Annotated in this window: 24 protein-coding genes; 12 read left to right on the top strand and 12 right to left on the bottom strand. The window is 51.6% G+C overall.

The window, feature by feature from the left end; all coding sequences use genetic code 11:
- Positions 1–36 precede the first annotated feature (36 nt).
- A complete protein-coding gene (spfP, locus tag KIF87_RS23620) occupies positions 37–84 on the top strand; it encodes a small protein SpfP (RefSeq protein WP_071892919.1) in 48 nt (15 codons plus the stop codon).
- 97 nt (positions 85–181) lie between these two features.
- On the opposite strand, the gene yihA is transcribed toward spfP, so the two are convergent.
- Positions 182–811, bottom strand: a complete 630-nt coding sequence (gene yihA / locus KIF87_RS17550; RefSeq protein WP_023309768.1) for a ribosome biogenesis GTP-binding protein YihA/YsxC — start codon at positions 809–811, stop codon at positions 182–184.
- Positions 812–1388: 577 nt separating this feature from the next.
- Here yihA and yihI point away from each other — a divergent pair.
- Positions 1389–1904, top strand: coding sequence for a Der GTPase-activating protein YihI (yihI, locus tag KIF87_RS17545; protein ID WP_033146972.1), 516 nt, complete (start codon positions 1389–1391; stop codon positions 1902–1904).
- A gap of 188 nt (positions 1905–2092) precedes the next feature.
- Entirely contained in the window at positions 2093–3466 is a 1374-nt protein-coding gene (hemN, locus tag KIF87_RS17540; protein ID WP_213329843.1) for an oxygen-independent coproporphyrinogen III oxidase, read from the top strand.
- Positions 3467–3538: 72 nt separating this feature from the next.
- On the opposite strand, the gene KIF87_RS17535 is transcribed toward hemN, so the two are convergent.
- The 4 genes from KIF87_RS17535 to glnA all read right to left on the bottom strand — a co-directional run bounded on the left by KIF87_RS17535 (position 3539) and on the right by glnA (position 7814).
- On the bottom strand, positions 3539–3649 hold the full coding sequence (locus KIF87_RS17535) for a YshB family small membrane protein (protein ID WP_023333898.1): 111 nt from the start codon (positions 3647–3649) through the stop codon (positions 3539–3541).
- A 111-nt stretch (positions 3650–3760) separates the two neighbouring features.
- A complete protein-coding gene (glnG, locus tag KIF87_RS17530) occupies positions 3761–5173 on the bottom strand; it encodes a nitrogen regulation protein NR(I) (protein WP_023309765.1) in 1413 nt (470 codons plus the stop codon).
- Between the two features lie 11 nt (positions 5174–5184).
- Positions 5185–6234, bottom strand: a complete 1050-nt coding sequence (glnL, locus tag KIF87_RS17525; protein ID WP_023333897.1) for a nitrogen regulation protein NR(II) — start codon at positions 6232–6234, stop codon at positions 5185–5187.
- Positions 6235–6404: 170 nt separating this feature from the next.
- The gene (gene glnA, locus KIF87_RS17520; protein WP_014072406.1) at positions 6405–7814 is read right to left on the bottom strand and encodes a glutamate--ammonia ligase; all 1410 of its coding nucleotides are present in this window, start codon (positions 7812–7814) and stop codon (positions 6405–6407) included.
- Between the two features lie 378 nt (positions 7815–8192).
- Here glnA and typA point away from each other — a divergent pair, with 378 nt between their 5' ends.
- A complete protein-coding gene (typA, locus tag KIF87_RS17515) occupies positions 8193–10016 on the top strand; it encodes a ribosome-dependent GTPase TypA (protein WP_029741474.1) in 1824 nt (607 codons plus the stop codon).
- Positions 10017–10070: 54 nt separating this feature from the next.
- Here the strand turns inward: typA and KIF87_RS17510 are convergent, their stop codons facing one another.
- Both KIF87_RS17510 and KIF87_RS17505 read right to left on the bottom strand, forming a co-directional pair.
- Positions 10071–12938 (bottom strand): autotransporter outer membrane beta-barrel domain-containing protein, encoded by a 2868-nt coding sequence (locus tag KIF87_RS17510; RefSeq protein WP_213329841.1) that lies wholly within the window; start codon positions 12936–12938, stop codon positions 10071–10073.
- A gap of 71 nt (positions 12939–13009) precedes the next feature.
- Positions 13010–13627, bottom strand: coding sequence for a helix-turn-helix transcriptional regulator (locus KIF87_RS17505; protein WP_121423251.1), 618 nt, complete (start codon positions 13625–13627; stop codon positions 13010–13012).
- A gap of 102 nt (positions 13628–13729) precedes the next feature.
- On the opposite strand from KIF87_RS17505, the gene KIF87_RS17500 reads away from it, so the two are divergent.
- The 7 genes from KIF87_RS17500 (at position 13730) to fabY (ending at position 18367) form a co-directional block, all read left to right on the top strand.
- The gene (locus tag KIF87_RS17500) at positions 13730–14104 is read left to right on the top strand and encodes a hypothetical protein (RefSeq protein ID WP_213329839.1); all 375 of its coding nucleotides are present in this window, start codon (positions 13730–13732) and stop codon (positions 14102–14104) included.
- A gap of 69 nt (positions 14105–14173) precedes the next feature.
- Entirely contained in the window at positions 14174–14917 is a 744-nt protein-coding gene (locus KIF87_RS17495; protein ID WP_213329837.1) for a winged helix-turn-helix domain-containing protein, read from the top strand.
- Positions 14914–15384 carry a hypothetical protein gene (locus KIF87_RS17490; protein ID WP_213329835.1) on the top strand — a complete coding sequence of 157 codons (471 nt, stop codon included), beginning with the start codon at positions 14914–14916 and terminating at the stop codon, positions 15382–15384. Before KIF87_RS17495 ends, KIF87_RS17490 begins: the two co-directional genes overlap by 4 nt.
- Before the next feature lie 88 nt (positions 15385–15472).
- A complete protein-coding gene (gene yihX / locus KIF87_RS17485) occupies positions 15473–16072 on the top strand; it encodes a glucose-1-phosphatase (protein ID WP_213329833.1) in 600 nt (199 codons plus the stop codon).
- Positions 16066–16947 carry a virulence factor BrkB family protein gene (locus KIF87_RS17480; protein ID WP_063144322.1) on the top strand — a complete coding sequence of 294 codons (882 nt, stop codon included), beginning with the start codon at positions 16066–16068 and terminating at the stop codon, positions 16945–16947. The genes yihX and KIF87_RS17480 overlap by 7 nt, the downstream gene beginning before the upstream one ends.
- Positions 16944–17381, top strand: a complete 438-nt coding sequence (dtd, locus tag KIF87_RS17475; protein WP_008501836.1) for a D-aminoacyl-tRNA deacylase — start codon at positions 16944–16946, stop codon at positions 17379–17381. Before KIF87_RS17480 ends, dtd begins: the two co-directional genes overlap by 4 nt.
- Positions 17382–17425: 44 nt before the next feature.
- Positions 17426–18367 (top strand): fatty acid biosynthesis protein FabY, encoded by a 942-nt coding sequence (gene fabY / locus KIF87_RS17470; RefSeq protein WP_008501835.1) that lies wholly within the window; start codon positions 17426–17428, stop codon positions 18365–18367.
- An 8-nt stretch (positions 18368–18375) separates the two neighbouring features.
- On the opposite strand, the gene KIF87_RS17465 is transcribed toward fabY, so the two are convergent.
- Positions 18376–19296 carry an alpha/beta hydrolase gene (locus KIF87_RS17465; RefSeq protein WP_213329832.1) on the bottom strand — a complete coding sequence of 307 codons (921 nt, stop codon included), beginning with the start codon at positions 19294–19296 and terminating at the stop codon, positions 18376–18378.
- 33 nt (positions 19297–19329) lie between these two features.
- Positions 19330–19548 carry a hypothetical protein gene (locus KIF87_RS17460; RefSeq protein ID WP_213329830.1) on the bottom strand — a complete coding sequence of 73 codons (219 nt, stop codon included), beginning with the start codon at positions 19546–19548 and terminating at the stop codon, positions 19330–19332.
- Positions 19549–19814: 266 nt separating this feature from the next.
- Here KIF87_RS17460 and KIF87_RS17455 point away from each other — a divergent pair, with 266 nt between their 5' ends.
- Positions 19815–20270: a SymE family type I addiction module toxin gene (locus KIF87_RS17455; protein WP_213329828.1), complete on the top strand. Its 456-nt coding sequence runs from the start codon at positions 19815–19817 to the stop codon at positions 20268–20270.
- A gap of 108 nt (positions 20271–20378) precedes the next feature.
- Here the strand turns inward: KIF87_RS17455 and KIF87_RS17450 are convergent, their stop codons facing one another.
- The 3 genes from KIF87_RS17450 to KIF87_RS17440 form a co-directional block, all read right to left on the bottom strand.
- Complete coding sequence (locus KIF87_RS17450) at positions 20379–20819, bottom strand: hypothetical protein (RefSeq protein WP_249665953.1); 441 nt, start codon at positions 20817–20819, stop codon at positions 20379–20381.
- A gap of 224 nt (positions 20820–21043) precedes the next feature.
- Entirely contained in the window at positions 21044–21604 is a 561-nt protein-coding gene (locus tag KIF87_RS17445) for an Ail/Lom family outer membrane beta-barrel protein (RefSeq protein WP_213329824.1), read from the bottom strand.
- Positions 21605–21641: 37 nt separating this feature from the next.
- On the bottom strand, positions 21642–22322 hold the full coding sequence (locus tag KIF87_RS17440) for a hypothetical protein (protein ID WP_213329822.1): 681 nt from the start codon (positions 22320–22322) through the stop codon (positions 21642–21644).
- Between the last annotated feature and the right edge of the window lie 205 nt (positions 22323–22527).

Genomic DNA, 22527 nt, shown 5'->3' with positions numbered 1-22527 from the left:
AGGGGTAGAGTTATCGACGTAGGGTACAGAGGTAAGATGTTCTATCTTTCAGACCTTTTACTTCACGTAATCGGATTTGGCTGAATATTTTAGCCGCCCCAGTCAGTAATGACTGGGGCGTTTTTTATTGCGGCAAAGAAAAATTCAGGCAAAAAAAACGCGGCCATCGCCGCGTTCGGTATTACTCTTCTTCCGCTTCCGTCGCGGGTTCCAGCTCGCTAAACCAGGTGTCGAGCTTCTGACGCAGCTTGTCCACGCCCTGCTTTTTCAGGGAGGAGAACGGTTCAACCTGCACATCACCGTTGAACGCCAGCACCGCTTCGCGAACCATATTCACCTGCGCTTTGCGCGCGCCGCTTGCCAGCTTATCGGCTTTCGTCAGCAGTACCAGCACGGCGATATCGCTTGCTACAGCCCAGTCGATCATCTGCTGATCCAGATCTTTCAGGGGATGGCGAATATCCATCAGCACCACCAGACCTTTCAGGCACAGGCGTTTTTCCAGGTATTCACCCAGCGCACGCTGCCACTTGATTTTCATCTCTTCCGGTACCTGCGCGTAACCGTAGCCCGGTAAGTCGACCAGGCGTTTGCCCTCAGCGACTTCAAACAGGTTGATCAGCTGGGTACGGCCAGGTGTTTTTGAGGTACGCGCCAGGCTCTTCTGATTGGTCAGCGTATTCAGGGCGCTGGATTTCCCCGCATTGGAGCGGCCAGCAAATGCCACTTCAATACCGGTATCAGAAGGAAGGTGGCGAATATCGGGCGCACTGGTGACAAAATGCGTCTGTTGGTAGTTCCAGGTAGTCACGTGGTCGTCTCCAAAATCGTAATCTGAAGGGGATTATACCCGAATGCAGGCAAAAGGCTTTTCTGATTGCTATGACCTGTAGGCGAATGCCCCAACCGGTGTGAGAGATCGGCCTGTGATGCTATGGGAGATTTCAGAGAATTCGCAGGCGTCAAAAAAGCCAAACTGTTTTAAATCATAAGCTTATTTCCGGGTAATTGTCTGAAAATCCCTTTTTGTACCGTTTCGTTGCTTGTTAGTTTAACGGAACAAGGTAAAGTGTGCGTCAGGGCGAGGAAGCCAACAGGATATCGACTTAAGGACAAGGGTCAGGAACGCCAGGAGGCGAAGACGCAGGATTGTCAGGATGACCAGCGCCTGGAGGCGTTTTAACAGGAAACGGAACCGTATCACGGACGGTATTTGCCAAGGGATAAATAGGGTTTGTTGTTGGCAAACATGGAATGTCTGACCCGCTAAGGGTTGTGAGTCAGGAAAAAAGGCGACAGATTGCTCTGTCGCCTTTTTTCTTTGCTTGCTTTCTGCTAGATTTCGCCGCAATTCTATACTGAAGAAAACGACTTAAAGATAAAACATCATGAAAAAACCAACCTCCGCTGCGGGCGCGAAACGCCCTGCAAAAGCACGCCGCAAAACGCGCGAAGAACTGAACCAGGAAGCGCGCGATCGTAAACGCGACAAAAAACATCGCGGTCATACTGCGGGTAGCCGTGCCAACGGTGGTGGTGCAGCGGGTGCTTCTGCAAAAGGCAAACAGCAGAAAGACCCTCGTATCGGCAGTAAAACTCCCATTCCACTGGGCGTGACAGACACCCCGGTCACTAAGCAGCACAAACCAAAGAGCGAGAAACCTATGCTTTCACCGCAGGCTGAGCTGGATTTGCTGGAGAACGATGAGCGCCTGGACGCGCTGCTGGAACGTCTTGAAGAGGGGGAAACCCTGACCGCTGAAGAGCAGTCATGGGTGGATGCCAAGCTGGATCGTATCGATGAACTGATGCAGAAGCTGGGCCTGTCATACGACGATGACGAAGATGAAGAAGAAGACGAGAAGCAGGAAGATATGATGCGTCTTCTGAAGGGTGGAAACTAACATTTGCACCCGGCAGGCACGATAGTCCTGCTTATAACCCTTCCGGTTATATGTTATCTGGTGTGGTTATTCGTTAAACTACGGCGGTTGTCGCGGCGACAGAAGTGGCTGCGCACCCGAGTGATGGCCCGCAACGGGGCCAGAACGGGCCGCCGTATACGAACGCGACACCAACGGAAGGAGTGAGCATGTCAGCACCAACTATCGACTGGGATTTGGCCCTAATCCAGAAATATAACTATTCCGGGCCGCGTTATACGTCATACCCCACCGCGCTGGAGTTCTCCGATGCCTTCGGCGAGCGTGATTTCCAGCAGGCTGTCGCGCGCTATCCTGAGCGTCCGCTGTCGCTCTACGTCCATATTCCGTTCTGCCATAAGCTGTGTTACTTCTGCGGCTGCAATAAAATCGTTACCCGTCAGCAGCATAAAGCCGACCAGTATCTTGATGCGCTCGAACAAGAAATTGTCCATCGCGCACCGCTGTTTGCTGGCCGTCACGTCAGCCAGCTTCACTGGGGCGGCGGCACGCCAACCTATCTGAACAAAGCGCAAATCAGCCGCCTGATGACCCTGCTGCGCGGCAATTTCAGTTTTAACGCCGACGCTGAAATCTCGATCGAAGTCGATCCGCGTGAAATTGAGCTGGATGTACTGGATCACTTACGCGCCGAAGGCTTCAATCGTCTGAGCATGGGCGTGCAGGATTTCAATAAAGAGGTTCAGCGTCTGGTGAACCGCGAGCAGGACGAAGAGTTTATCTTCGCCTTACTCAATCACGCGCGTGAGATTGGTTTCACCTCGACCAATATCGACCTGATTTACGGCCTGCCAAAGCAGACGCCGGAAAGCTTCGCCTTCACCCTGAAGCGCGTGGCCGAACTCAACCCGGACCGCCTGAGCGTCTTTAACTATGCGCACCTGCCGACGCTCTTTGCCGCCCAGCGCAAAATCAAAGATGCCGATCTTCCTTCTGCCCAGCAGAAGCTGGATATTCTGCAGGAAACCATCACCTCGCTGACCGAAACCGGCTATCAGTTTATCGGAATGGATCACTTTGCTCGTCCGGATGACGAGCTGGCGATTGCTCAGCGGGAAGGCGTTCTGCACCGCAACTTCCAGGGCTACACGACGCAGGGCGATACCGATTTGCTGGGGATGGGCGTCTCCGCCATCAGTATGATTGGCGACTGTTACGCGCAGAACCAGAAAGAGCTGAAGCGCTACTACCAGCAGGTTGATGAAACGGGCAACGCGCTGTGGCGCGGCATTGCGTTAACGCGCGACGACTGCATCCGTCGCGATGTCATTAAGGCGCTCATCTGCAACTTCCGTCTCGATTTCAGCGACGTTGAGTCGCAGTGGGATCTGCATTTTAGCGATTATTTTGCGGAAGACCTGAAGCTGATTGCACCGCTGGCGAAAGACGGGCTGGTGGATGTGTCGGAGAGCGCGATTGAGGTCACGCCGAAAGGGCGTCTGTTGATTCGTAATATCTGCATGTGCTTTGATGCGTATCTGCGTCAGAAAGCGCGTATGCAGCAGTTCTCGCGAGTGATTTAAGGCGCATTGCCAAAAGCACGAAACGTAGGCCGGGTAAGGCGAAGCCGCCACCCGGCTTTTACGTTCAACTCGCTAGCTAAACAGCCCAACCAGCGCCGCGCACAACATAGCCGCAACGGCTGTTTGTGGCGTGTGGCTTTCAGCGGCTCCGCTAGAGAGCATATTCACGATTGTTTCCAGCATGATGTTCACCCCCAATTTCCGGGCACGATCATACAAAACTCATCGGAACAGTAAAGCGCAAAATAACGGCAATTTGCGCTCAATTAATAACCTTTACACAGCGGAGTACGATCACTCCATTCCCAGCTCTTTAAGCTTGCGCGTCAGGGTATTACGTCCCCATCCCAACAGGCGAGCGGCTTCCTGCTTATGACCCTGCGTATGACGAAGCGCGGTGGTTAACAGCGTACGCTCCATCTCTGGCTGAGCTTCAGACAGCAGGTTTTGATGACCGGAACGCAGCGCGCGGTCGGCCCACTGTGCCAGCAGCGTCGCCCAGCTGTCCGGCAGCGCGTGCCCGGTACTGCTTTCAGGTGCGGTCGCTTCAAACAGCTCGGCCGGTAAATCCTGAATCAGCACTTCCTGCCCGGCGGCCATTACGGTTAACCAGCGGCAGGTGTTTTCCAGCTGGCGCACGTTGCCCGGCCACGCCAGACGCGTCAGAGCGGCATCGGTTTCCGGGTGAAGCTGCTTGGCTTCCACACCCAGCTCGCGGGCGGCCACCTGCAGGAAATGGCGTGCCAGGCGGGGAATATCTTCCCGACGCTCACGCAGCGGCGGCAGATGAACGCGGATGACGTTCAGACGGTGGAATAAATCCTCGCGGAATTTCCCTTCCTGCACGCGTTGCTCCAGGTTCTGGTGGGTCGCGGCGATAATACGCACGTCCACCTTCACCGGCGCATAGCCGCCCACGCGATAAAACTGCCCGTCGGCCAGCACGCGCAGCAGGCGGGTCTGGACATCCAGCGGCATATCGCCGATTTCATCCAGGAACAGCGTGCCGCCGTCAGCCTGTTCGAACCGCCCCTGACGAATGGTATTTGCGCCGGTAAATGCCCCTTTTTCATGGCCGAACAGTTCGGACTCAATCAAATCCTTCGGGATCGCCGCCATATTCAGGGCGATGAACGGCGCTTTTGCCCGTGGGCTATGGCGATGCAATGCATGCGCCACAAGCTCTTTACCGGTTCCCGATTCACCGTTAATCAATACGCTGATGGACGAGCGGGACAAACGGCCAATAATGCGAAACACGTCCTGCATCGCCGGCGCTTCGCCGATGATGTCTGTCGTTGGCCCAAAATCGGGCGCGTGGCGCGGCTGTTGCTGCTCCTGATAATGGCTAATCGCGCGCTCAACCAGCGCCACCGCTTCGTCGATATCAAACGGTTTGGGCAGATAATCGAACGCCCCTTGCTGGTAGGCGCTCACTGCGGCATCCAGATCGGAGTGCGCGGTCATTATGATGACCGGAAGCATAGGGTGGCGTTGTTTGATCTGCTTTAACAGCGCCAGCCCGTCCATGCCCGGCATACGAATATCCGAAAGCAGAACATCTGGCGTTTTGGTGGTGAGTGCGTCGAGCACTTCGCTGCCGCTCTCAAACGTCGTGCAGCTTAATCCCGCCCCTGTGAGCGCGCGTTCAAGCACCCAACGGATGGAGCTATCGTCATCGACTACCCAGACTATCCCTCGTTGCATAAACGTCACCTTTATTTTTTAATCGGCAGGAAAACCGAAAACTCGGTATGTCCCGGCCAACTGGTAAATTCAATTTTCCCGGAGTGTTGATCGATCAAACTGCGGGCAATGGATAAGCCCAGGCCGGTACCGCCTTCGCGACCGCTTACCATCGGGTAGAACAGGGTATCCTGTAGATGCGATGGAATGCCGGGCCCGTTATCCTCAACGTCGATTCGGGCCGCCAGCCGGTAGCGCACGCCGTGTAACGTGAGCTGGAAGGCGGTGCGGGTGCGTAAAATAATCTCGCCCCCTTCGGGTCCCAGCGCCTGCAGGGCATTACGCACAATATTCAACAGGACCTGCTCAATCTGGTCCGGATCATGGGCCAGTTCCGGCAGGCTTGGGTCGTAATCACGTACCAGGGTGACGTTCTCCGGCAGCTCCATTGAGACGAGCTTCACCACCCGCTCAGCCACTTTATGGATGCTTTCAGTGACGTGCATTCCCGGCTGCTGAGGACCGAGAAGACGGTCTACCAGATTCCGCAGACGGTCCGCCTGCTCAATGATGACGTTGGTATACTCCGCCAGCGCGGGGTCGGGCAGCGCCTTGGTCAGAAGCTGCGCCGCGCCGCGTAATCCACCCAGCGGGTTTTTGATTTCATGTGCCAGACCGCGCACCAGGTCACGGGCGGCAATTTGCTGCGCATGCTGAAGCTGCTCCTGGCTCAGTCGACGCTGGTTATCCATCGGCGCCATTTCCAGCAGGATCATCCCATCGGGAAGACGCTGCGCGGTCAGCGACAGAATGTGCGAGCGCCCGTCGATCACCAGCGTCACTTCGTTATCGGTAAACCCCTGGCCAGCCTGCAAACTTTCCTGCATCAGGCCAATATTCAGCGAAAAATAGCTCAGGAGTTCAGGAAGCGGGGTGCCGAACAGTTTACGTGCGCTTTGGGCGAGCAGCTGCTGCGCCGCCGGGTTGGCGTAATGAACGGCCAGCTCGTCATCGACCAGCAAAATGCTGTTAATCAAAGAATTGAGGATCTGCCCAGCATCGGGCAGCGTGCCAGTTGCCATTCAGCAGTCTCCTGGAGTTGTTTGCACTGTTTTAGTGCAGTATAGCGTTTTCGGTGTAAAAAGCGCGTGAGATCAGGTTGTTGGTGGAGAAAAAAGCCCATCCGGAGATGGGCTAAAAGTTTCCACGGCAACTACCCCCGGCGCTTATCACGCCGGGTAAAACAACTTTATTAAACGCTGTAGTACAGCTCGAACTCAACCGGGTGTGGAGTCATACGTACACGGTCGTTCTCTTCAATACGCAGAGCGATGTAAGCGTCGATCGCTTCATCAGTAAACACACCGCCCGCAGTCAGGAACTCACGGTCTGCGTCCAGCGCCTGCAGGGCTTCTTCCAGAGAGCCAGCAACCTGTGGGATCTCTTTCGCTTCTTCTGGCGGCAGGTCGTACAGGTTTTTGTCCATCGCTTCGCCCGGGTGGATCTTGTTCTTGATACCGTCCAGACCGGCCATCAGCAGTGCTGCGAAGCACAGGTATGGGTTAGCCGCTGGATCCGGGAAGCGCACTTCGATACGACGTGCTTTCGGAGAAGCAACAACCGGGATACGGATAGAAGCAGAACGGTTACGTGCAGAGTAGGCTAGCATCACTGGCGCTTCGTAGCCCGGGACCAGACGCTTGTAGGAGTTAGTGGTTGGGTTCGCCAGGGCGTTGATCGCTTTAGCGTGTTTGATAACACCACCGATGTAGTGCAGCGCCTGCTCGGACAGACCGGCATATTTGTCGCCAGAGAACAGGTTGGTACCGTTCTTGGACAGAGACATGTGGCAGTGCATACCGGAACCGTTATCGCCAAACATTGGTTTTGGCATGAAGGTCGCGGTTTTACCGAAACGGTGCGCAACGTTGTGCACAACGTATTTGTAGATCTGAATCTCATCCGCTTTCTTGGTCATGGTGTTGAAGCGGGTAGCGATTTCGTTCTGGCCAGCGGTCGCCACTTCGTGGTGGTGCGCTTCAACAACCAGGCCCATCTCTTCCATGATCAGACACATGGTAGAACGGATGTCCTGTGAAGAATCGACCGGAGGAACCGGGAAGTAACCGCCTTTCACGCCAGGACGGTGACCTTTGTTACCACCTTCGTATTTGGTGGAAGAGTTCCATGCGCCTTCGATGTCGTCGATAGCCACGTGGGAACCAGAAATTGAAGCGCCGAAACGGATGTCGTCAAACAGGAAGAACTCTGGCTCTGGCCCGAACAGAACGGTGTCTGCGATGCCGGTAGAACGCAGGTACTCTTCAGCACGTTTTGCGATAGAACGTGGGTCGCGGTCGTAGCCCTGCAGCGTGCCTGGCTCGAGGATGTCGCAACGGATGATCAGGGTTGGTTCTTCGAAGAACGGGTCAATGAGCGCAGTGGTCGCGTCCGGCATCAGAACCATGTCGGATTCGTTAATGCCTTTCCAGCCACCAATGGAGGAGCCGTCAAACATTTTGCCTTCTTCAAAGAATTCGGCGTTCACCTGATGAGCAGGGATTGTGACGTGCTGTTCTTTACCTTTGGTATCGGTGAAGCGCAGATCAACAAACTTCACTTCATGTTCGTTCAGCATCGTCAAAACGTGTTCAGCGGACATACTTAACTCTCCAGATTGGTCATTGTCGTCGTGGTAACGAGGTCTTCAATTTCTGTTTGTACTGGCTGTTGCCATGTATTTTTTATAAAGCGAAATCTGTGCCAACTTTTAAAACACCCCAAAAAGGCGTTATCATGCGCACCATAGTGCAAAAGGGCTGCACCACGATGGATTTGTTGCACCAGTATAGTGCTTCAATGTGAACATTGAGCACCATATTGGTGCAATTTACGTTAAAGTGCCCTTTTACCGCTCCGTGAAAGCGATCACAAAGCATCTCTGCAATACTTGTTTGCGGGGGATGTTTGTGATCCTGTTTTGTAGTGCGATTAATCCGTGTACAATAACGCGCTATTTCTAAATGCCTGAGGCAAAGTTGTGATCGAAAATTTGCGTAACATCGCCATCATCGCGCACGTAGACCATGGTAAAACTACCCTGGTTGACAAGCTGCTGCAGCAATCCGGTACGTTTGATGCGCGTGCCGAAACCCAAGAACGCGTGATGGACTCCAACGATTTGGAGAAAGAGCGTGGGATTACCATCCTCGCGAAAAACACCGCGATTAAATGGAATGACTACCGTATCAACATCGTTGATACCCCAGGGCACGCCGACTTCGGTGGTGAAGTTGAACGTGTAATGTCCATGGTAGACTCCGTTCTGCTGGTCGTTGACGCAATGGATGGCCCAATGCCACAGACGCGCTTCGTGACCAAAAAAGCTTTTGCCCATGGTCTGAAGCCAATCGTTGTTATCAACAAAGTTGACCGCCCTGGCGCGCGTCCTGACTGGGTTGTTGACCAGGTCTTCGACCTGTTCGTTAACCTCGACGCGACCGACGAGCAGCTGGACTTCCCTATCGTTTACGCCTCTGCGCTGAACGGTATCGCAGGTCTGGACCACGAAGACATGGCTGAAGACATGACCCCGCTGTATCAGGCGATTGTTGACCGTGTTCCTGCGCCAAACGTCGATCTCGACGGCACCCTGCAGATGCAGATCTCTCAGCTCGACTACAACAACTACGTTGGCGTAATCGGCATTGGTCGTATCAAGCGCGGTAAAGTGAAGCCTAACCAGCAGGTTACTATCATCGATAGCGAAGGCAAAACCCGTAACGGTAAAGTTGGTAAAGTACTGACTCACCTGGGTCTTGAGCGTATCGAGAGCGACATCGCTGAAGCGGGCGACATCATCGCTATCACCGGTCTGGGTGAGCTGAACATCTCCGACACCATCTGCGATCCGCAGAACGTCGAAGCGCTGCCAGCCCTGTCCGTTGATGAACCAACCGTAACCATGTTCTTCAACGTCAACACCTCTCCGTTCTGTGGTAAAGAAGGTAAGTTCGTTACCTCTCGTCAGATCCTTGACCGCCTGAACAAAGAGCTGGTGCACAACGTTGCGCTGCGCGTTGAAGAAACCCCGGATGCAGACGCATTCCGCGTTTCTGGTCGTGGTGAGCTGCACCTGTCTGTTCTGATCGAAAACATGCGTCGTGAAGGTTTCGAAATGGCGGTTTCCCGTCCGAAAGTAATCTTCCGCGAGATCGATGGCCGTAAACAAGAGCCATTTGAAAACGTAACGCTGGACGTTGAAGAGCAGCACCAGGGTTCTGTGATGCAGGCTCTGGGTGAGCGTAAAGGCGACCTGAAAAACATGAATCCAGATGGCAAAGGCCGCGTACGTCTCGACTACGTGATCCCAAGCCGTGGTCTGATCGGCTTCCGTTCAGAGTTCATGACCATGACCTCCGGTACCGGTCTGCTGTACTCCACCTTCAGCCACTACGACGACGTGCGTCCGGGCGAAGTGGGCCAGCGTAACAACGGCGTGCTGATCTCCAACGGTCAGGGTAAAGCGGTTGCGTTTGCGCTGTTCGGTCTGCAGGATCGCGGTAAGCTGTTCCTGGGTCACGGTGCTGAAGTTTATGAAGGCCAGATCATCGGTATTCACAGTCGTTCTAACGACCTGACCGTAAACTGCCTGACCGGTAAGAAACTGACCAACATGCGTGCGTCCGGTACTGACGAAGCAACGGTTCTGGTTCCACCGATCAAGATGACTCTGGAGCAGGCTCTGGAATTCATCGATGATGACGAACTGGTAGAAGTGACTCCACAGTCAATTCGTATCCGTAAACGTCACCTGACCGAGAACGATCGTAAACGTGCGATGCGCGGTCCGAAAGAAGACTAATACGGCTAATGCGTATTAAAAAAAGCCGCTGAGAAATCAGCGGCTTTTTTGTTGTTATTTGAAGCTGTATTTCACCCCCAGCATCCCCTGGGTATCGCTGTAGCCTTTGTCGCCCATCTGCTGAGCCACATTGCCCCATACGCTAAGCTGCGGCGTAATTTGTCCTTCTACACCTGTCTTAAGTTCACCGATATTGCGAGTACCGCGCGTTTCATTGCTGACGTCATCCATGCGGATGCGCGTGGTCTGGGTATTGTGGATCCAGTTCGCCTCGATAAACGGCTGGAAGGTGCGGGCTTTACCGTCGTCAATCGCGTTATGTCCGCTGATATAGGCCTTCACGCCGAGACGTGTCATCAGGTTCCCCTGAGTCTCGTCTTTCACCCGCGTGCCGTTGCGCTCGCGATGGTCGTCAGCCTGCACGTCCATCCAAACGGCCTGCGCCTTCGGCTGGAGCCAGTAGCTGTTGCGGCCGCTTTCGCCCACCTTAACGCTATAGCCAGCTTCTACAGAGGCGGTTACGCCGCTGGAGCGATAACGCTCAGTCGCCTGATCCTGCCCCATCACCTTATTGTCGAACCAGTTATACAGCATCCAGCTATCAACGTAGGTACCGCTTTTATCCGCGTCGTTTGCGTACCAGGTGCCGTACAGGCCTACGCTATAGCCATTCACTTCGCCACGTGAGTTGTATCCGGTCAGGCTGGAAGCACTCCGGCTCTGGCTGTTGCCGTAGCCCGCCATCAGGCCGAGATGCCACCGATCCAGGCCGTCTGTGCTCCACTGGGCGACATCACCACCCAGCTGCAGCACGTAGCGATTGGCGGTCGTTTTTAACTGGCCGCTGCCGTCTCTGAAACGCGTATGGCCGCCGACGTTACGCATCCACAGGCTCGTTACTTTTTGCTCGCCTGTGAGGATATCGGTGTACTGCGTTTCACCCAGACGGTCGTGCAGGCGGGTCATAAACAGCGTATTTGCCGCATAGCTGTTTGCCTGATAGCTACCAAATTCCGGGCGATACTGATGCTCGCTTTTCGGTGGTGCAGCAGGAGGGACCGGTTCCTGCGGCGGAATCACCGGGTCGACGGGTGGATCTACCGGGTCGACAGGCGGGTCCACAGGGTCAACAGGTGGGTCTATCGGGTCAACCGGTGGGTCAACGGGCTCAACCAGGCTGGTCAGAAACCAGTTTTTACCTTTTTGCACAACGTTATAGTCATAGCCTCCCGCCACGATACGGCTGGCCTTCTCAAACGTTCCGTCAGAGTTGCCGCCCACGCTGACAATTTCAATCCCTTCTACGGTTTGTGCGCCAGTACCGCCAATGTTGTTCACTTCCACCCCGGTATGACCGGAGGTGTTCCCTTCAACGATCAGTTTGTCCGTTTCCGAGGTATCGTCAAACAGCACGGTATTGAAAACCAGCTTGCCGCCGTTGCCGATAAAATCGTCACTGATGGTCAGGGTTTGCCACGCCGCATCCTCAGCATGCTGGAAGTTAATCGTGCCGCCCGCATTCAGCGTCAGGCTGGTCAGCGTGGAGCTGTCGCGCATATTCCACACGGCATCATTCATCGTAAGCGCGATAGTCCCGGTACCGTTGGCGTTGCTCTCAATGTAAGACGCCCCGTTCCAGAGTGAGTTATCCTGCATGGTTAGCGCGATCGCGCTGTTCTGCGCTGCGGCAGTGCTGGTGGCCGCGACGCCGCCTGCGGAGAGGATATCGCCGTTGAGGACGAATTTTCCGCCCGCAGAGGCATCAATCACGCCACCGCTGCCGGCGTTCAGGGCATAGCTTCCGCTGTCGCGCTGGCCTGCGGTGGTAACGGTTGCACCACCCTCGAGCGTAATCACGCCGCGTGACCAGGCATACATCCCGTGCGGCGCCTGCGCGGAGCTGCTGGTTTTCTCGCTGCTGTTGACCGCAATCGTGACCTTATCTCCAAGATTCACCGCGCCTGTGTACGCATAGACGCCATGCGCGCTGGCTCCGTTGGTGGTGATGGTCGCGCCCTCATCAAGGGTGATGGTTGACGAGCCGGTAGAATAAACCCCGGAGGCGCTGGCCGCGTCGGTGGTTATCGCCGCTTTTTTTCCCAGCTCAATTTTAGATGCGGAACCTGCATACAGGCCGTAGGCCGATGTGCCGTACGTTTCGATGGCGGCCTCATTCCCCAGACGAACGTATGAGCCGCTCTGGTTGGTACGAATCCCCTCGGCGTAGGTACCACGCGTTACAATATGCGCACGATCGCCGACGATAACGTTATTTTTGGCCTTTGACGCATCATTCAGTGCATAGGCGCTGATACCTCGACCGGTACTGCCGGTGGTTTCGATATAGAGATCGTCACCCACATAAATATTGGCGGAGCCGAGAGAGCCCTGGCTGAAGGAGCTGTATCCGGCATTGATGCCGTCACCGCTTTGGCCATTGACGTAAATATGGGTGCGGTCGCCGGTAATGATAAACACCGGGTTGTCCGGCGTGTTCATACCATGGGTGCGAATGCCGTCCACGTCTTTACCATTATTGGCGGCCACTTTTGACTGGGTGCGAATAGTGAGATCGTCACCAAATATCACCCCCGGGCTGCCGGACGTGGAGTTCTGAATAACGGTGACCGAATGCTCAAAGGCTTCCGCCCCTGGTCCTTCGAGGGTGATCCCATCTCCGTAGATCGGGATATTACCCGCGCTGTACTGGTAGACATAGTTAGGATCGCCGGTATTTTTGCTAAAGTTCGCGTTTGCCGTTGCAGGAATCAACGCCTGTATTTCTGCAGGCAAATCCGTTACTGCTCCAGAGGCAGGTAAATTAGCAAAATCTATTACCGCCGCATGTGCGGTAAATAGCGCTGACGATAACGCCAGAGAAATCGCAGCGGCGATTGGTGAGTGTTTCATTAAATATGGCATAGATAGCCCCTTTCTTTCAGGCGTAGAACATCCTCCACAGCATTAAATGTGGGTATGTTAAGTGGTTGAAATTACAAAATAGAAACGAGAATTTTATGAATACTGGTACCTAACTTCCTCTCAAGTCGTATTTTATGAACATAAATTTTTTTAACATCAATGCTATCTGTTTTTATAATCTCCTGGAGGCACGCTCCTGATAAAAATCGGTTAAGTAAAGTGAATTCGACGGTATTCAACGTACTTCCTCGTCTGCTATTCACCCTTCTACCGGAGAAAAGATGGCTAATTTTTTCCTGTAATATAACGTCATTATCATCCGAATAAATAACTCCCTTTATTTCACTGCGGTGATTGAATAAATAATTAGCTAGCGCCTCCAGCCTGCGGTCCGTGATAATCACGATGTTCATGTTGGTTATCGCCAGACGTTCAATCCATTGCGGATCGGCAAGTACGCGCAGGTTGTACATCGAAAAATCTACAAAAATAAATCCACGTGATAAGTGATTCTTATTCCCGTGCAATATTTTATTTTCAACTGCAGTCTGCAGGAAATGGTTACCAACCGGCCAAACCGCGAACGAGGCGTTGCCACAGTATTGTGAACGTACTGCGTTGTCTGGATATAACTGACAGGACAATTCACAGCTTATACAGCGGACAACCTTTTGCGACGATGTTATCATCCAGTCCACTCCTGTCTTATTTTCATAGTCAATATTTCACTGCCGCTCAAATGTGTCAATCTTGAAACATATTTGGTGAACCTGCCTTATTTACGAAAAACAATGGCAGGGAATATAAATTCCTGGTGGTCTCTATTCCGTCAGGCCGTCGTCAAAGCGAAAGAACATCAGCTGGCAGAAGAAACCAGGAATATTCATCAATCCTTTAAGATTATTCGACAAAAAAAAGTCGAAAAGGAGATTTACGAAATAGCACTAATAGCTAAAGATTCGTTTCTTCTTTCTGCCGTTACGTCAGCCTTTTCTCTGGTTGCGGCTCAATATAGTTATTTAGCCTGGCGAAGTGTAATGAAATCTCATTATGTCGTTTTAGATGAGGTAAGCCTAAGAAAAGCAGCTTGTAACAGATTGAAAAGTAATACGTTGTTTTTAATCTTAGGTGGGGTGGTATCGCGTCCTAATCCATCTGACCTATAATGTTGTTAAATATACGTATATGTTTTTAGCGTATAAAGTTAAGCATTGTTATTGCAGAGGAAAGGAAAATTGTATCTCATTAACAAGTTGGTCGAGTATGATCCAGAAAACAAAACGCTGGCGAATCATATTACCGGGCGCTCGATACAATTACAGCTTCCTGCCAATCTCTGTTTTCTTTTTCTCGTCACTCATCCTGGGGAAATTATTTCGCAAAACCAGTTAATGGTGGTGGGGTGGGGGGAGCGCAATGACGTCACCACACCGAATACCTTTTACCAGGCCATTTTGACATTACGCAATGCTCTGGCTGAGGTGGGGTTACCGCGCGATACGGTAAAAACGATTTCTCGCCGCGGGCTGATGCTTTCCGAAGCCACTCAGGTTGAAGTATTTAGCCCAACCGCTGAGCTGACAATCGTCAATAAAGACGTGGCAATAGCCGAAAGCACCGCGAGGCAGAAGCCGGCCTGGTTGATAATTATCACCGCGACGCTTTTGCTGATCGCGCTTATCAACGGGGTGATATTATATAAACACCACCAGAACATGCCGTTTAGTCACTTCATTCCACTTTCAACGGGCAGCACGACCAACGCCTGCCAGCTTTTTTATGCACCTAATGAACATATTCAGGATCATTACTTGACCCTGTTAAAAAACAATCCCGGTCTGTGCGCCGAAAAACAATACGTTTTTCTCATCGGCTATAGTAAAACGGAGCGGATCGCGGCGTTTGTCTGTAATAACGATGCGCGACGGGACGCGGCAGCATTATGTACCACGCATTATTTTTGGGCGCATGAGCAATGAAGACACTCCGGAACCGTATTATTTTGCTGGCTGCGTTTCTGATGGCCGCTATCACCAGCGGCTGGTTAGCGTATTCGCATTTTTCGAGTACGCCGATACGCTGTACGGGAGATGTGGAATGGACGATTGGTAAAAACCGATTTGTGGGTACGGTGTCCTGGCGGATGCAGCATCGGGAGGGGTCTACCGTCATTAACGGTAAATTATTTGGTCAGACGGTTTCTGAAGTTAACCGGACCATCTATTTTCACTACAGCTATCATCAGAACGCGCGCGTATTAAATAACGATCGGATTGTTAAAACCTTCGCCGATGATGCGGATGAGGTTGATATCAATGCAACGCTGCCGGGTTTTTATCGTACGCCGGGAAGAGAGCTGAGCCTGATGATCGATGAGTATCGCGGGGCCTGGCTTTTCGCCGCGTCAAACGTCCCTTCACTTTACTGTCGTAAAAACGTGCCGTAGAAATCGATCGCACACCTTAGACGGCACGCATAGTCAAATCTCTCTATTCCCGCTACAGTTACTTCTCCACGGCGAGCAGGAGATAACCATGCTTTATATCTTTGATTTAGGAAACGTAATCGTCGATATCGATTTTAATCGCGTGCTGGGTGCATGGAGCGACTTTAGCCGCGTTCCGCTGGCGACACTGAAGCAGAATTTCGCGATGGGCGAAACCTTCCATCAGCATGAACGCGGCGAGATCGACGATGAAGAATTCGCGGAACGTTTCTGTCAGGAGATGGATCTACCCTTAAGCTACGAGCAGTTTTCACACGGCTGGCAGGCAGTATTTGTCGCCATCCGGCCTGAAGCGATCGACATCATGCATAAGCTTCGCGAGCAGGGCCATCGGGTCGTCGTGTTGTCAAATACCAACCGTCTGCACACCACGTTCTGGCCTGAGGAATACCCTGAAGTTAAGGCGGCGGCCGACAAGATCTATCTTTCGCAAGAGATGGGGATGCGTAAGCCTGAAGCGCGAATTTATCAGGCTGTTCTGCAGTCAGAGGGATTCACCGCGGCCGATGCGGTCTTTTTCGACGACAACGCCGATAATATAGAGGGAGCTAGCCAGTTGGGTATAACGTCAATTCTGGTGACCGGAAAAGAGACGATACCAAACTACTTCGCGAAGCAGCTATGCTAAAAACCGTTCATCAAAAAGCCACGCATCATACTCGCCCGCTGAGGGCCTGGCTGAAACTGCTCTGGCACCGTATTGATGAGGACAACATGACCACGCTGGCGGGTAACCTCGCCTACGTGTCGTTGCTCTCATTAGTGCCGCTGGTGGCGGTCATCTTTGCCCTGTTTTCCGCCTTTCCGATGTTTGCGGACGTCAGCCTGCAGCTTCGTCATTTTGTCTTCGCGAATTTCATTCCTGCAACCGGGGATGTCATCCAGAACTACATTGAGCAGTTTGTCGCCAACTCCAGCAAGATGACGGCAGTGGGGGCATGCGGTCTTATCGTCACGGCGCTGCTGTTGATGTATGCCATCGATAACGCACTGAACACGATCTGGCGGAGTAAAAAAGCGCGGCCAAAAGTGTATTCCTTTGCCGTGTACTGGATGATCCTCACGCTGGGGCCGCTGCTGGCCGGGGCGAGCCTGGCAATCAGTTCGTATCTCCTTTCCTTGCGCTGGGCGAGTGATCTAAACGGCGCTATTGATAATGCGCTTCGCATCTTTCCGTTGATCCTGTCGTGGCTCTCGTTCTGGCTGCTCTATAGCGTCGTGCCGACCACGCGCGTGCCTAACCGCGATGCGGTTGTGGGGGCGCTGGTAGCGGCGCTGCTTTTCGAGCTCGGTAAAAAAGGGTTTGCCCTCTACATCACCATGTTCCCGTCCTATCAGCTGATTTACGGCGTGCTGGCGGTGATCCCCATTTTGTTTGTCTGGGTCTACTGGACCTGGTGTATCGTCTTGCTTGGTGCCGAAATAACTGTCACTCTCGGCGTATACCGCGAACTGAAAAAAGCAGCAGAAGCTGAAAAACAACAAGAAGCAGACCAACCATGATTGCATTGATACAGCGCGTAACCCGTGCCAGCGTCACCGTGGAGGGAGAGGTGACGGGTGAAATTGGCCCAGGACTTTTGGTGTTGTTAGGTGTCGAAAAGGATGACGACGAACAAAAAGCCAACCGCTTGTGTGAGCGCGTGCTGGGCTACCGTATTTTCAGCGATGCGGAAGGCAAGATGAACCTGAACGTCCAGCAGGCGGGCGGCAGCGTGCTGGTGGTTTCCCAGTTTACGCTGGCAGCGGATACCGAGCGCGGCATGCGCCCGAGCTTCTCTAAAGGCGCCGCGCCGGATCGTGCAGAAGCACTTTACGAGTACTTTGTTGAGCGTTGTCGCCAGCAGGAAATGAATACGCAAACCGGACGATTCGCTGCAGATATGCAGGTTTCGCTGGTGAACGATGGCCCCGTCACATTCTGGCTCCAGGTATGAGCCAACTGGCGGCTTGGCCGCGGGTAACAAGAGAGAGTACAGCTATGTATCACCTTCGAGTACCGCAAACGGAAGAAGAGTTAGACGCTTATTACCAGTTCCGCTGGGAAATGCTGCGCAAGCCACTGCATCAGCCAAAAGGCTCTGAACGCGATGCCTGGGACGCGATGGCCCACCATCAGATGGTGATGGACGAAGAGGGTAACCTCGTCGCCGTCGGGCGCTTATACATCAACGCCGATAACGAAGCGTCTATTCGCTTTATGGCGGTTCATCCCTCCGTGCAGGACAAAGGTCTGGGGACGCTAATGGCGATGACCCTTGAGTCCGTTGCCCGTCAGGAAGGCGTTAAGCGCGTCACCTGTAGCGCCCGCGAAGATGCCGTAGAATTCTTCGCCAAACTCGGTTTTGTGAATCAGGGGGAGATCACGACCCCGCAAACCACGCCGATTCGTCATTTTTTGATGATTAAACCCATCGCCACGCTGGATGATATTCTTCATCGCGCCGACTGGTGTGGTCAGCTGCAGCAGGCCTGGTATCAGCACATTCCACTCAGTGAAAAAATGGGCGTGCGCATTCAGCAGTACACCGGACAAAAATTTATTACCACCATGCCGGAAACCGGCAATCAGAACCCGCACCACACCCTGTTTGCCGGAAGTCTTTTCTCGCTGGCCACGCTCACCGGCTGGGGGCTTATCTGGCTGATGCTGCGCGAGCGCCATCTGGGCGGCACCATCATTCTGGCCGATGCCCACATTCGCTATAGCGCACCGATAAGCGGCAAGCCGACCGCCGTGGCCGATCTGGGATCACTGGGCGGCGATCTTGACCGTCTGGCACGCGGCCGCAAAGCTCGCGTACAAATGCAGGTCGAACTGTTTGGTGATAAAACACCGGGCGCGGTGTTTGAAGGCACCTACATTGTTCTTCCGGCGAAGCCTTTTGGCGCGTATGAAGAGGGTGGGAACGAGGAGGAGTAATCTCTTGTTCATTCACCTCGGGCGTGCTTAATCCGCCCGGCGATATCCCGCATTACGTCTCGCGCTGACTGGCTGACGCCGCCAAGCTGAAAGAAGCCATGGATGACGCCCAGCCAGCGCTGAGCGGTACACTTCACACCCTGCTCAGTCAGATGCTGATACAACATTTCTCCCTCATCGCACAGCGGATCGTACTCTGCGGTAATGATATGCACTGGCGGAAGCCCGTAAAAATCATCGCGCCACAGCGGGCTAGCTTCCGGATGCTGGCGGTCAGTTTCTGCGAGATACATTTCATACCCACTAAGCAGGGTATCGCGGGTGATAATATAATCTGTGCCATTAAGGGCATAGCTTTCAAAACTGGCCGTGGCGTCGAGCATGGGATAGATAAGAATAAGCTGTACAGGTTGCCACTGCTTTTTAATCTTAAGCCTCAGCGCCGTTACCAGCGCCAGATGCCCTCCTGCGCTGTCTCCACAGAGGGTGAGCCGGTTCTTATCTACGCCTAATTTGTCTGCATACTGCCAGACCAGATCCGCACCTCTTTCAGCATCGTCATGCGCGGCGGGAAAGGTATGCTCCGGTGCCAATCTATACTGAATCGCAATTACCCGACAATTGCCGTAGTACGCTAACTGACGCAGTTGATTATCATGGGTATCAAAGCCGCCGCTGATAAAGCATCCGCCGTGATAGTAGATGGCTGCAGGCAATATTTCAGGCGCATTGAGAGGTGAAAACACCCGAATGGTAAGACCGTCAAGAACGAGCGTCTCCACCTGTACGCGCGTTTCTGTCTTCCCGGCAAGCCCCGTGCTGGCAATATACCCAGCTCGTCGTACCTCAATGGTCTGTCGACGCGACGAGGGCCGACCTGCAGCGATAAATCCCTGAACCAGCTGCGCAATGCCCTGTTCCAGTGCCATGAGAATTCCCTTTAACTGTATGGATATACAGTTTTATAACCTGGTTTGATCCAAAAGAAAATAAGAAAATTGTCGAGGATTAAAATCTGGAAAGCGGCTCGCAAAGGCGAGTGCGGTTGTCACACTGCTCCCGTGGCCCTCATTTTTGTCTGCAAGGCTTGAGGTGTTTTGTGCTGATATCAGGTCTGGAATCTGAACCACCGGATGATTACCTGCACTGAGGTGGGCCAGAAGATTATTTCCCGTCTGCATTTCTTTTCCTTAATATATTCACTGAAGTTATTTGAAATGCAATATTACTGATGCCACTGTTATTTTTTCGAGCCGCTTCGCATTTATTAAACATTCCCTGTAATACATCGCTGTGTTTTTATCCATAGCGGTATAATAGGCACAGGGAGTTTCAGCGGCATGGGCTGTGAATAATATGTAATGAAAGTGAAACGGTAAGTACGCGGTATAAAGGTGTTGACGCACCGATATACCGCTAACCACAAACAACTAAACAGGAGTTGATTATGGCTGAGAAGAATTCTATGCCAGAGTGGGCTATTGCCCAAACAGAAAATGCAGTATTTGAGGATGATAACGAAATCCGCGAGCCGGTGCACAAAAAAGATGCCCGTCGCCTCCATGGTAAGCGGACTGATGCTGCTCCTTTACATCCGAGAGCTGAAACGCCTCAGGACAGTTCAGCCTGTTGTGAGCTTTATTCCCGTATGGACAGAAATTATCTGCCCCTTAACGGAAAGTGGTTGTCGAATGCAGGTTTTATTGATGGCATGCCGGTGAAAATCCGTGTGATGAAGGATTGCATCGTGATTACGCCACAGCATACGCGCGAGTTATGGGGATGTCTTGAAGGTATGAGTGTGGTGAATATAAATAAGCAGAAAGTGGCTAACTGGCTGAAGACGTTTCCTGGGGCGCTGAATGACCTGGGGGATGTGCCGGTGATTAAGCGGGGCAGGTAAGGGTATTGCTGTGCTCCCGGAGTATTGGCCGGGAGCGATGAATATTGTTTTATCGCCTGGCTATTTTTTTCACTATACTCAACGAAGCTATCTCCGCAAAGTGTAAAGCTATTTATAGATAAATTCATAATCTATAATATAGGTCCCAATGTTGGTTGTATGTGCTGTTACCCATATATTATTCATTCCTGGCTTTCGCTGTTTAGCTAAATTGGTTTTATTTGTACAGAGTTGGATCCAGCGATCGGTATGAAAATCTTTAAACCATAATCCTGCTTCACAATGACCAGATTTTCCCAGAGAAGGTCCAGGGAGGGATATTTCATAATCAGTCTGATATTGAATGGTTTCTCCTGGTAACAGATAAGAGTAGACGTCATAAAAATTAAAGCTGCATACAAAGCCGAAACAAAAACCGCCACAAAACATTTCAACGACATGTTTTGATGTTTTACTCACAGGTCGAAAGTATGTTGCGCGACCAGCACATATAAGACCAAGGGCGGAGCCAACAGTTATGTAAGTTGTAAATTCAGGTATGTCGCGCATTAATATTGACCGCATTGCGATACGTGTAGACCACCCCATATAACACAACCATAATGCCAGAATAAGAAATATGATCGCTACTATGTAATGGGTGCGGCTGTATTTAGAGTGTAATTTTCTAAACATCCGGAATTTTCGGCTCCAACGTATGCATGATTAAAAAGTATATGGGGTGCCTCTAACCTGGTATAGAAACGCAAAAAAGAGGCAACTCCCGTTATCACTTAGAACCGATAACCAATACCAACGTTAAAACCGCTGATAGAGTAGTTACCATCCATATCTGCCTGAGTGCCTTCGTAACCGATGTTAACAGCAATATGCTCCTGCAGATTAATAAGTACACCTGCTCCATAAGCGAAAGAGGTTGATTTTTCGGAGAGATCTTCACGCCCAATATAATCTGATGCAGAATCTTCCCATTTCGTCGTGCCTGAAGCTTTGACATAAGCAAAACCACCAAGGGTGTATAAGGAAACGTAGTCGTTAATTCGCCAGGCGGGGCCGACTAAAAAGGAGTAATATTTTACATCAGCACTGTTGGTTACGGCATCGTTTGCAACATAATAGCTATTCTTACCGTCGCCCTGCATATAGGTAAAGGAGCCAAGGATACTCAATGGGGAATCAAATTCATAACGGTACTGCAGGTTAGCGCCGCTAATATCATTGAAGTTTTGTACATCGCTTTGTGCATAGCCCAATGATACCGTGTGGCTACTGGCAAGTGCTACGCTACTCATCGTAGAAACTGCCAGCAGTACAGCCAGACAAATGTTTTTCATATACTTATTCCGTTAAGTTAATCGCTAAATAAATTTTTTATTTATCTTCAATTACACCAGATGAATTTAATAACCCAACACCCTGATGGTAATTATTGGCGTTTAATGAGAAAGCTTTTACCGTATTGTTACTGTTCATGATGAACTGCAGGGTATTAAGTTTGATTTTTTTACTTCCTGCTAATGCTTCCACATATCCTCCGACATTCGGTAACCAGCCAAACTGGCTGTTGCTGATATCGGCGTACATATAAATGACTATCTGATTACCTTCCTCATCAAACGCGTTATCATTTGGCTTGCCGAATTTATTCTCGATCTCCTGAAATGTTGTTTTTCCTGGCGTAACAAATGATGTTAACTCAACGTCAGAGAGTTTACTGACGAAGCTGTAATCGGTGCTGGTTTTATATCTCAGAACAATATGTCTGGTGACCGTGTTTTTATCCGTCAATACGCTCAACACCGTTGTGTCCTGAGTAAATCCTGAACTCCAGGTACGGTACCAGTTTACAACTTTTTTATCCGGCCACGCGTTAATAAGCACGGCTTTATCACCGTAGATAGCCTGCAGATCAGAGTAAGTGGTTTTTCCATCGACGATAGTATTGTTAATTTCAGCAACGTCTTTTCCAGCTAATGGACCTGCTTGTGGCAACATACTGCAGCCAGAAAGTCCAAAAAAACTGACAAGCATTGCGCAATATAAATATTTCATATAATATCCATTCAGGTTATATTTGTGCTTGCGACATCATGATGTATTGGTTGCAGACCGGCTTAATGTTAACTTCCATTTGTTTCCGAAACCATTTCTGCAATATTTCCATTATAACAATAAGCAATTATGTTTTCATTAGTTGAGTCTTTAATGGTGGTGAGTTTTCTTCTGAAATATTTTTACTGGTTTAGCATCAGATGCA

The organism is Enterobacter sp. 120016, from assembly GCF_018383635.1.
GTDB classification, from domain to species: domain Bacteria; phylum Pseudomonadota; class Gammaproteobacteria; order Enterobacterales; family Enterobacteriaceae; genus Enterobacter; species Enterobacter asburiae_D.
This window is presented reverse-complemented; position numbering and strand designations above follow the sequence as displayed.

What these genes read in the sequence shown, in the direction of transcription:
- yihI (WP_033146972.1), top strand. Translation starts at nt 1,389, where the DNA reads ATGAAAAAACCAACCTCCGCTGCGGGCGCGAAACGCCCTGCAAAAGCA.
- hemN (WP_213329843.1), top strand. Translation starts at nt 2,093, where the DNA reads ATGTCAGCACCAACTATCGACTGGGATTTGGCCCTAATCCAGAAATAT.
- KIF87_RS17535 (WP_023333898.1), bottom strand. Translation starts at nt 3,649, where the DNA reads ATGCTGGAAACAATCGTGAATATGCTCTCTAGCGGAGCCGCTGAAAGC.
- glnG (WP_023309765.1), bottom strand. Translation starts at nt 5,173, where the DNA reads ATGCAACGAGGGATAGTCTGGGTAGTCGATGACGATAGCTCCATCCGT.
- glnL (WP_023333897.1), bottom strand. Translation starts at nt 6,234, where the DNA reads ATGGCAACTGGCACGCTGCCCGATGCTGGGCAGATCCTCAATTCTTTG.
- glnA (WP_014072406.1), bottom strand. Translation starts at nt 7,814, where the DNA reads ATGTCCGCTGAACACGTTTTGACGATGCTGAACGAACATGAAGTGAAG.
- KIF87_RS17510 (WP_213329841.1), bottom strand. Translation starts at nt 12,938, where the DNA reads ATGCCATATTTAATGAAACACTCACCAATCGCCGCTGCGATTTCTCTG.
- KIF87_RS17505 (WP_121423251.1), bottom strand. Translation starts at nt 13,627, where the DNA reads ATGATAACATCGTCGCAAAAGGTTGTCCGCTGTATAAGCTGTGAATTG.
- KIF87_RS17500 (WP_213329839.1), top strand. Translation starts at nt 13,730, where the DNA reads ATGGCAGGGAATATAAATTCCTGGTGGTCTCTATTCCGTCAGGCCGTC.
- KIF87_RS17490 (WP_213329835.1), top strand. Translation starts at nt 14,914, where the DNA reads ATGAAGACACTCCGGAACCGTATTATTTTGCTGGCTGCGTTTCTGATG.
- yihX (WP_213329833.1), top strand. Translation starts at nt 15,473, where the DNA reads ATGCTTTATATCTTTGATTTAGGAAACGTAATCGTCGATATCGATTTT.
- KIF87_RS17480 (WP_063144322.1), top strand. Translation starts at nt 16,066, where the DNA reads ATGCTAAAAACCGTTCATCAAAAAGCCACGCATCATACTCGCCCGCTG.
- dtd (WP_008501836.1), top strand. Translation starts at nt 16,944, where the DNA reads ATGATTGCATTGATACAGCGCGTAACCCGTGCCAGCGTCACCGTGGAG.
- fabY (WP_008501835.1), top strand. Translation starts at nt 17,426, where the DNA reads ATGTATCACCTTCGAGTACCGCAAACGGAAGAAGAGTTAGACGCTTAT.
- KIF87_RS17465 (WP_213329832.1), bottom strand. Translation starts at nt 19,296, where the DNA reads ATGGCACTGGAACAGGGCATTGCGCAGCTGGTTCAGGGATTTATCGCT.
- KIF87_RS17460 (WP_213329830.1), bottom strand. Translation starts at nt 19,548, where the DNA reads ATGCAGACGGGAAATAATCTTCTGGCCCACCTCAGTGCAGGTAATCAT.
- KIF87_RS17455 (WP_213329828.1), top strand. Translation starts at nt 19,815, where the DNA reads ATGGCTGAGAAGAATTCTATGCCAGAGTGGGCTATTGCCCAAACAGAA.
- KIF87_RS17450 (WP_249665953.1), bottom strand. Translation starts at nt 20,819, where the DNA reads ATGCGCGACATACCTGAATTTACAACTTACATAACTGTTGGCTCCGCC.
- KIF87_RS17445 (WP_213329824.1), bottom strand. Translation starts at nt 21,604, where the DNA reads ATGAAAAACATTTGTCTGGCTGTACTGCTGGCAGTTTCTACGATGAGT.
- KIF87_RS17440 (WP_213329822.1), bottom strand. Translation starts at nt 22,322, where the DNA reads ATGAAATATTTATATTGCGCAATGCTTGTCAGTTTTTTTGGACTTTCT.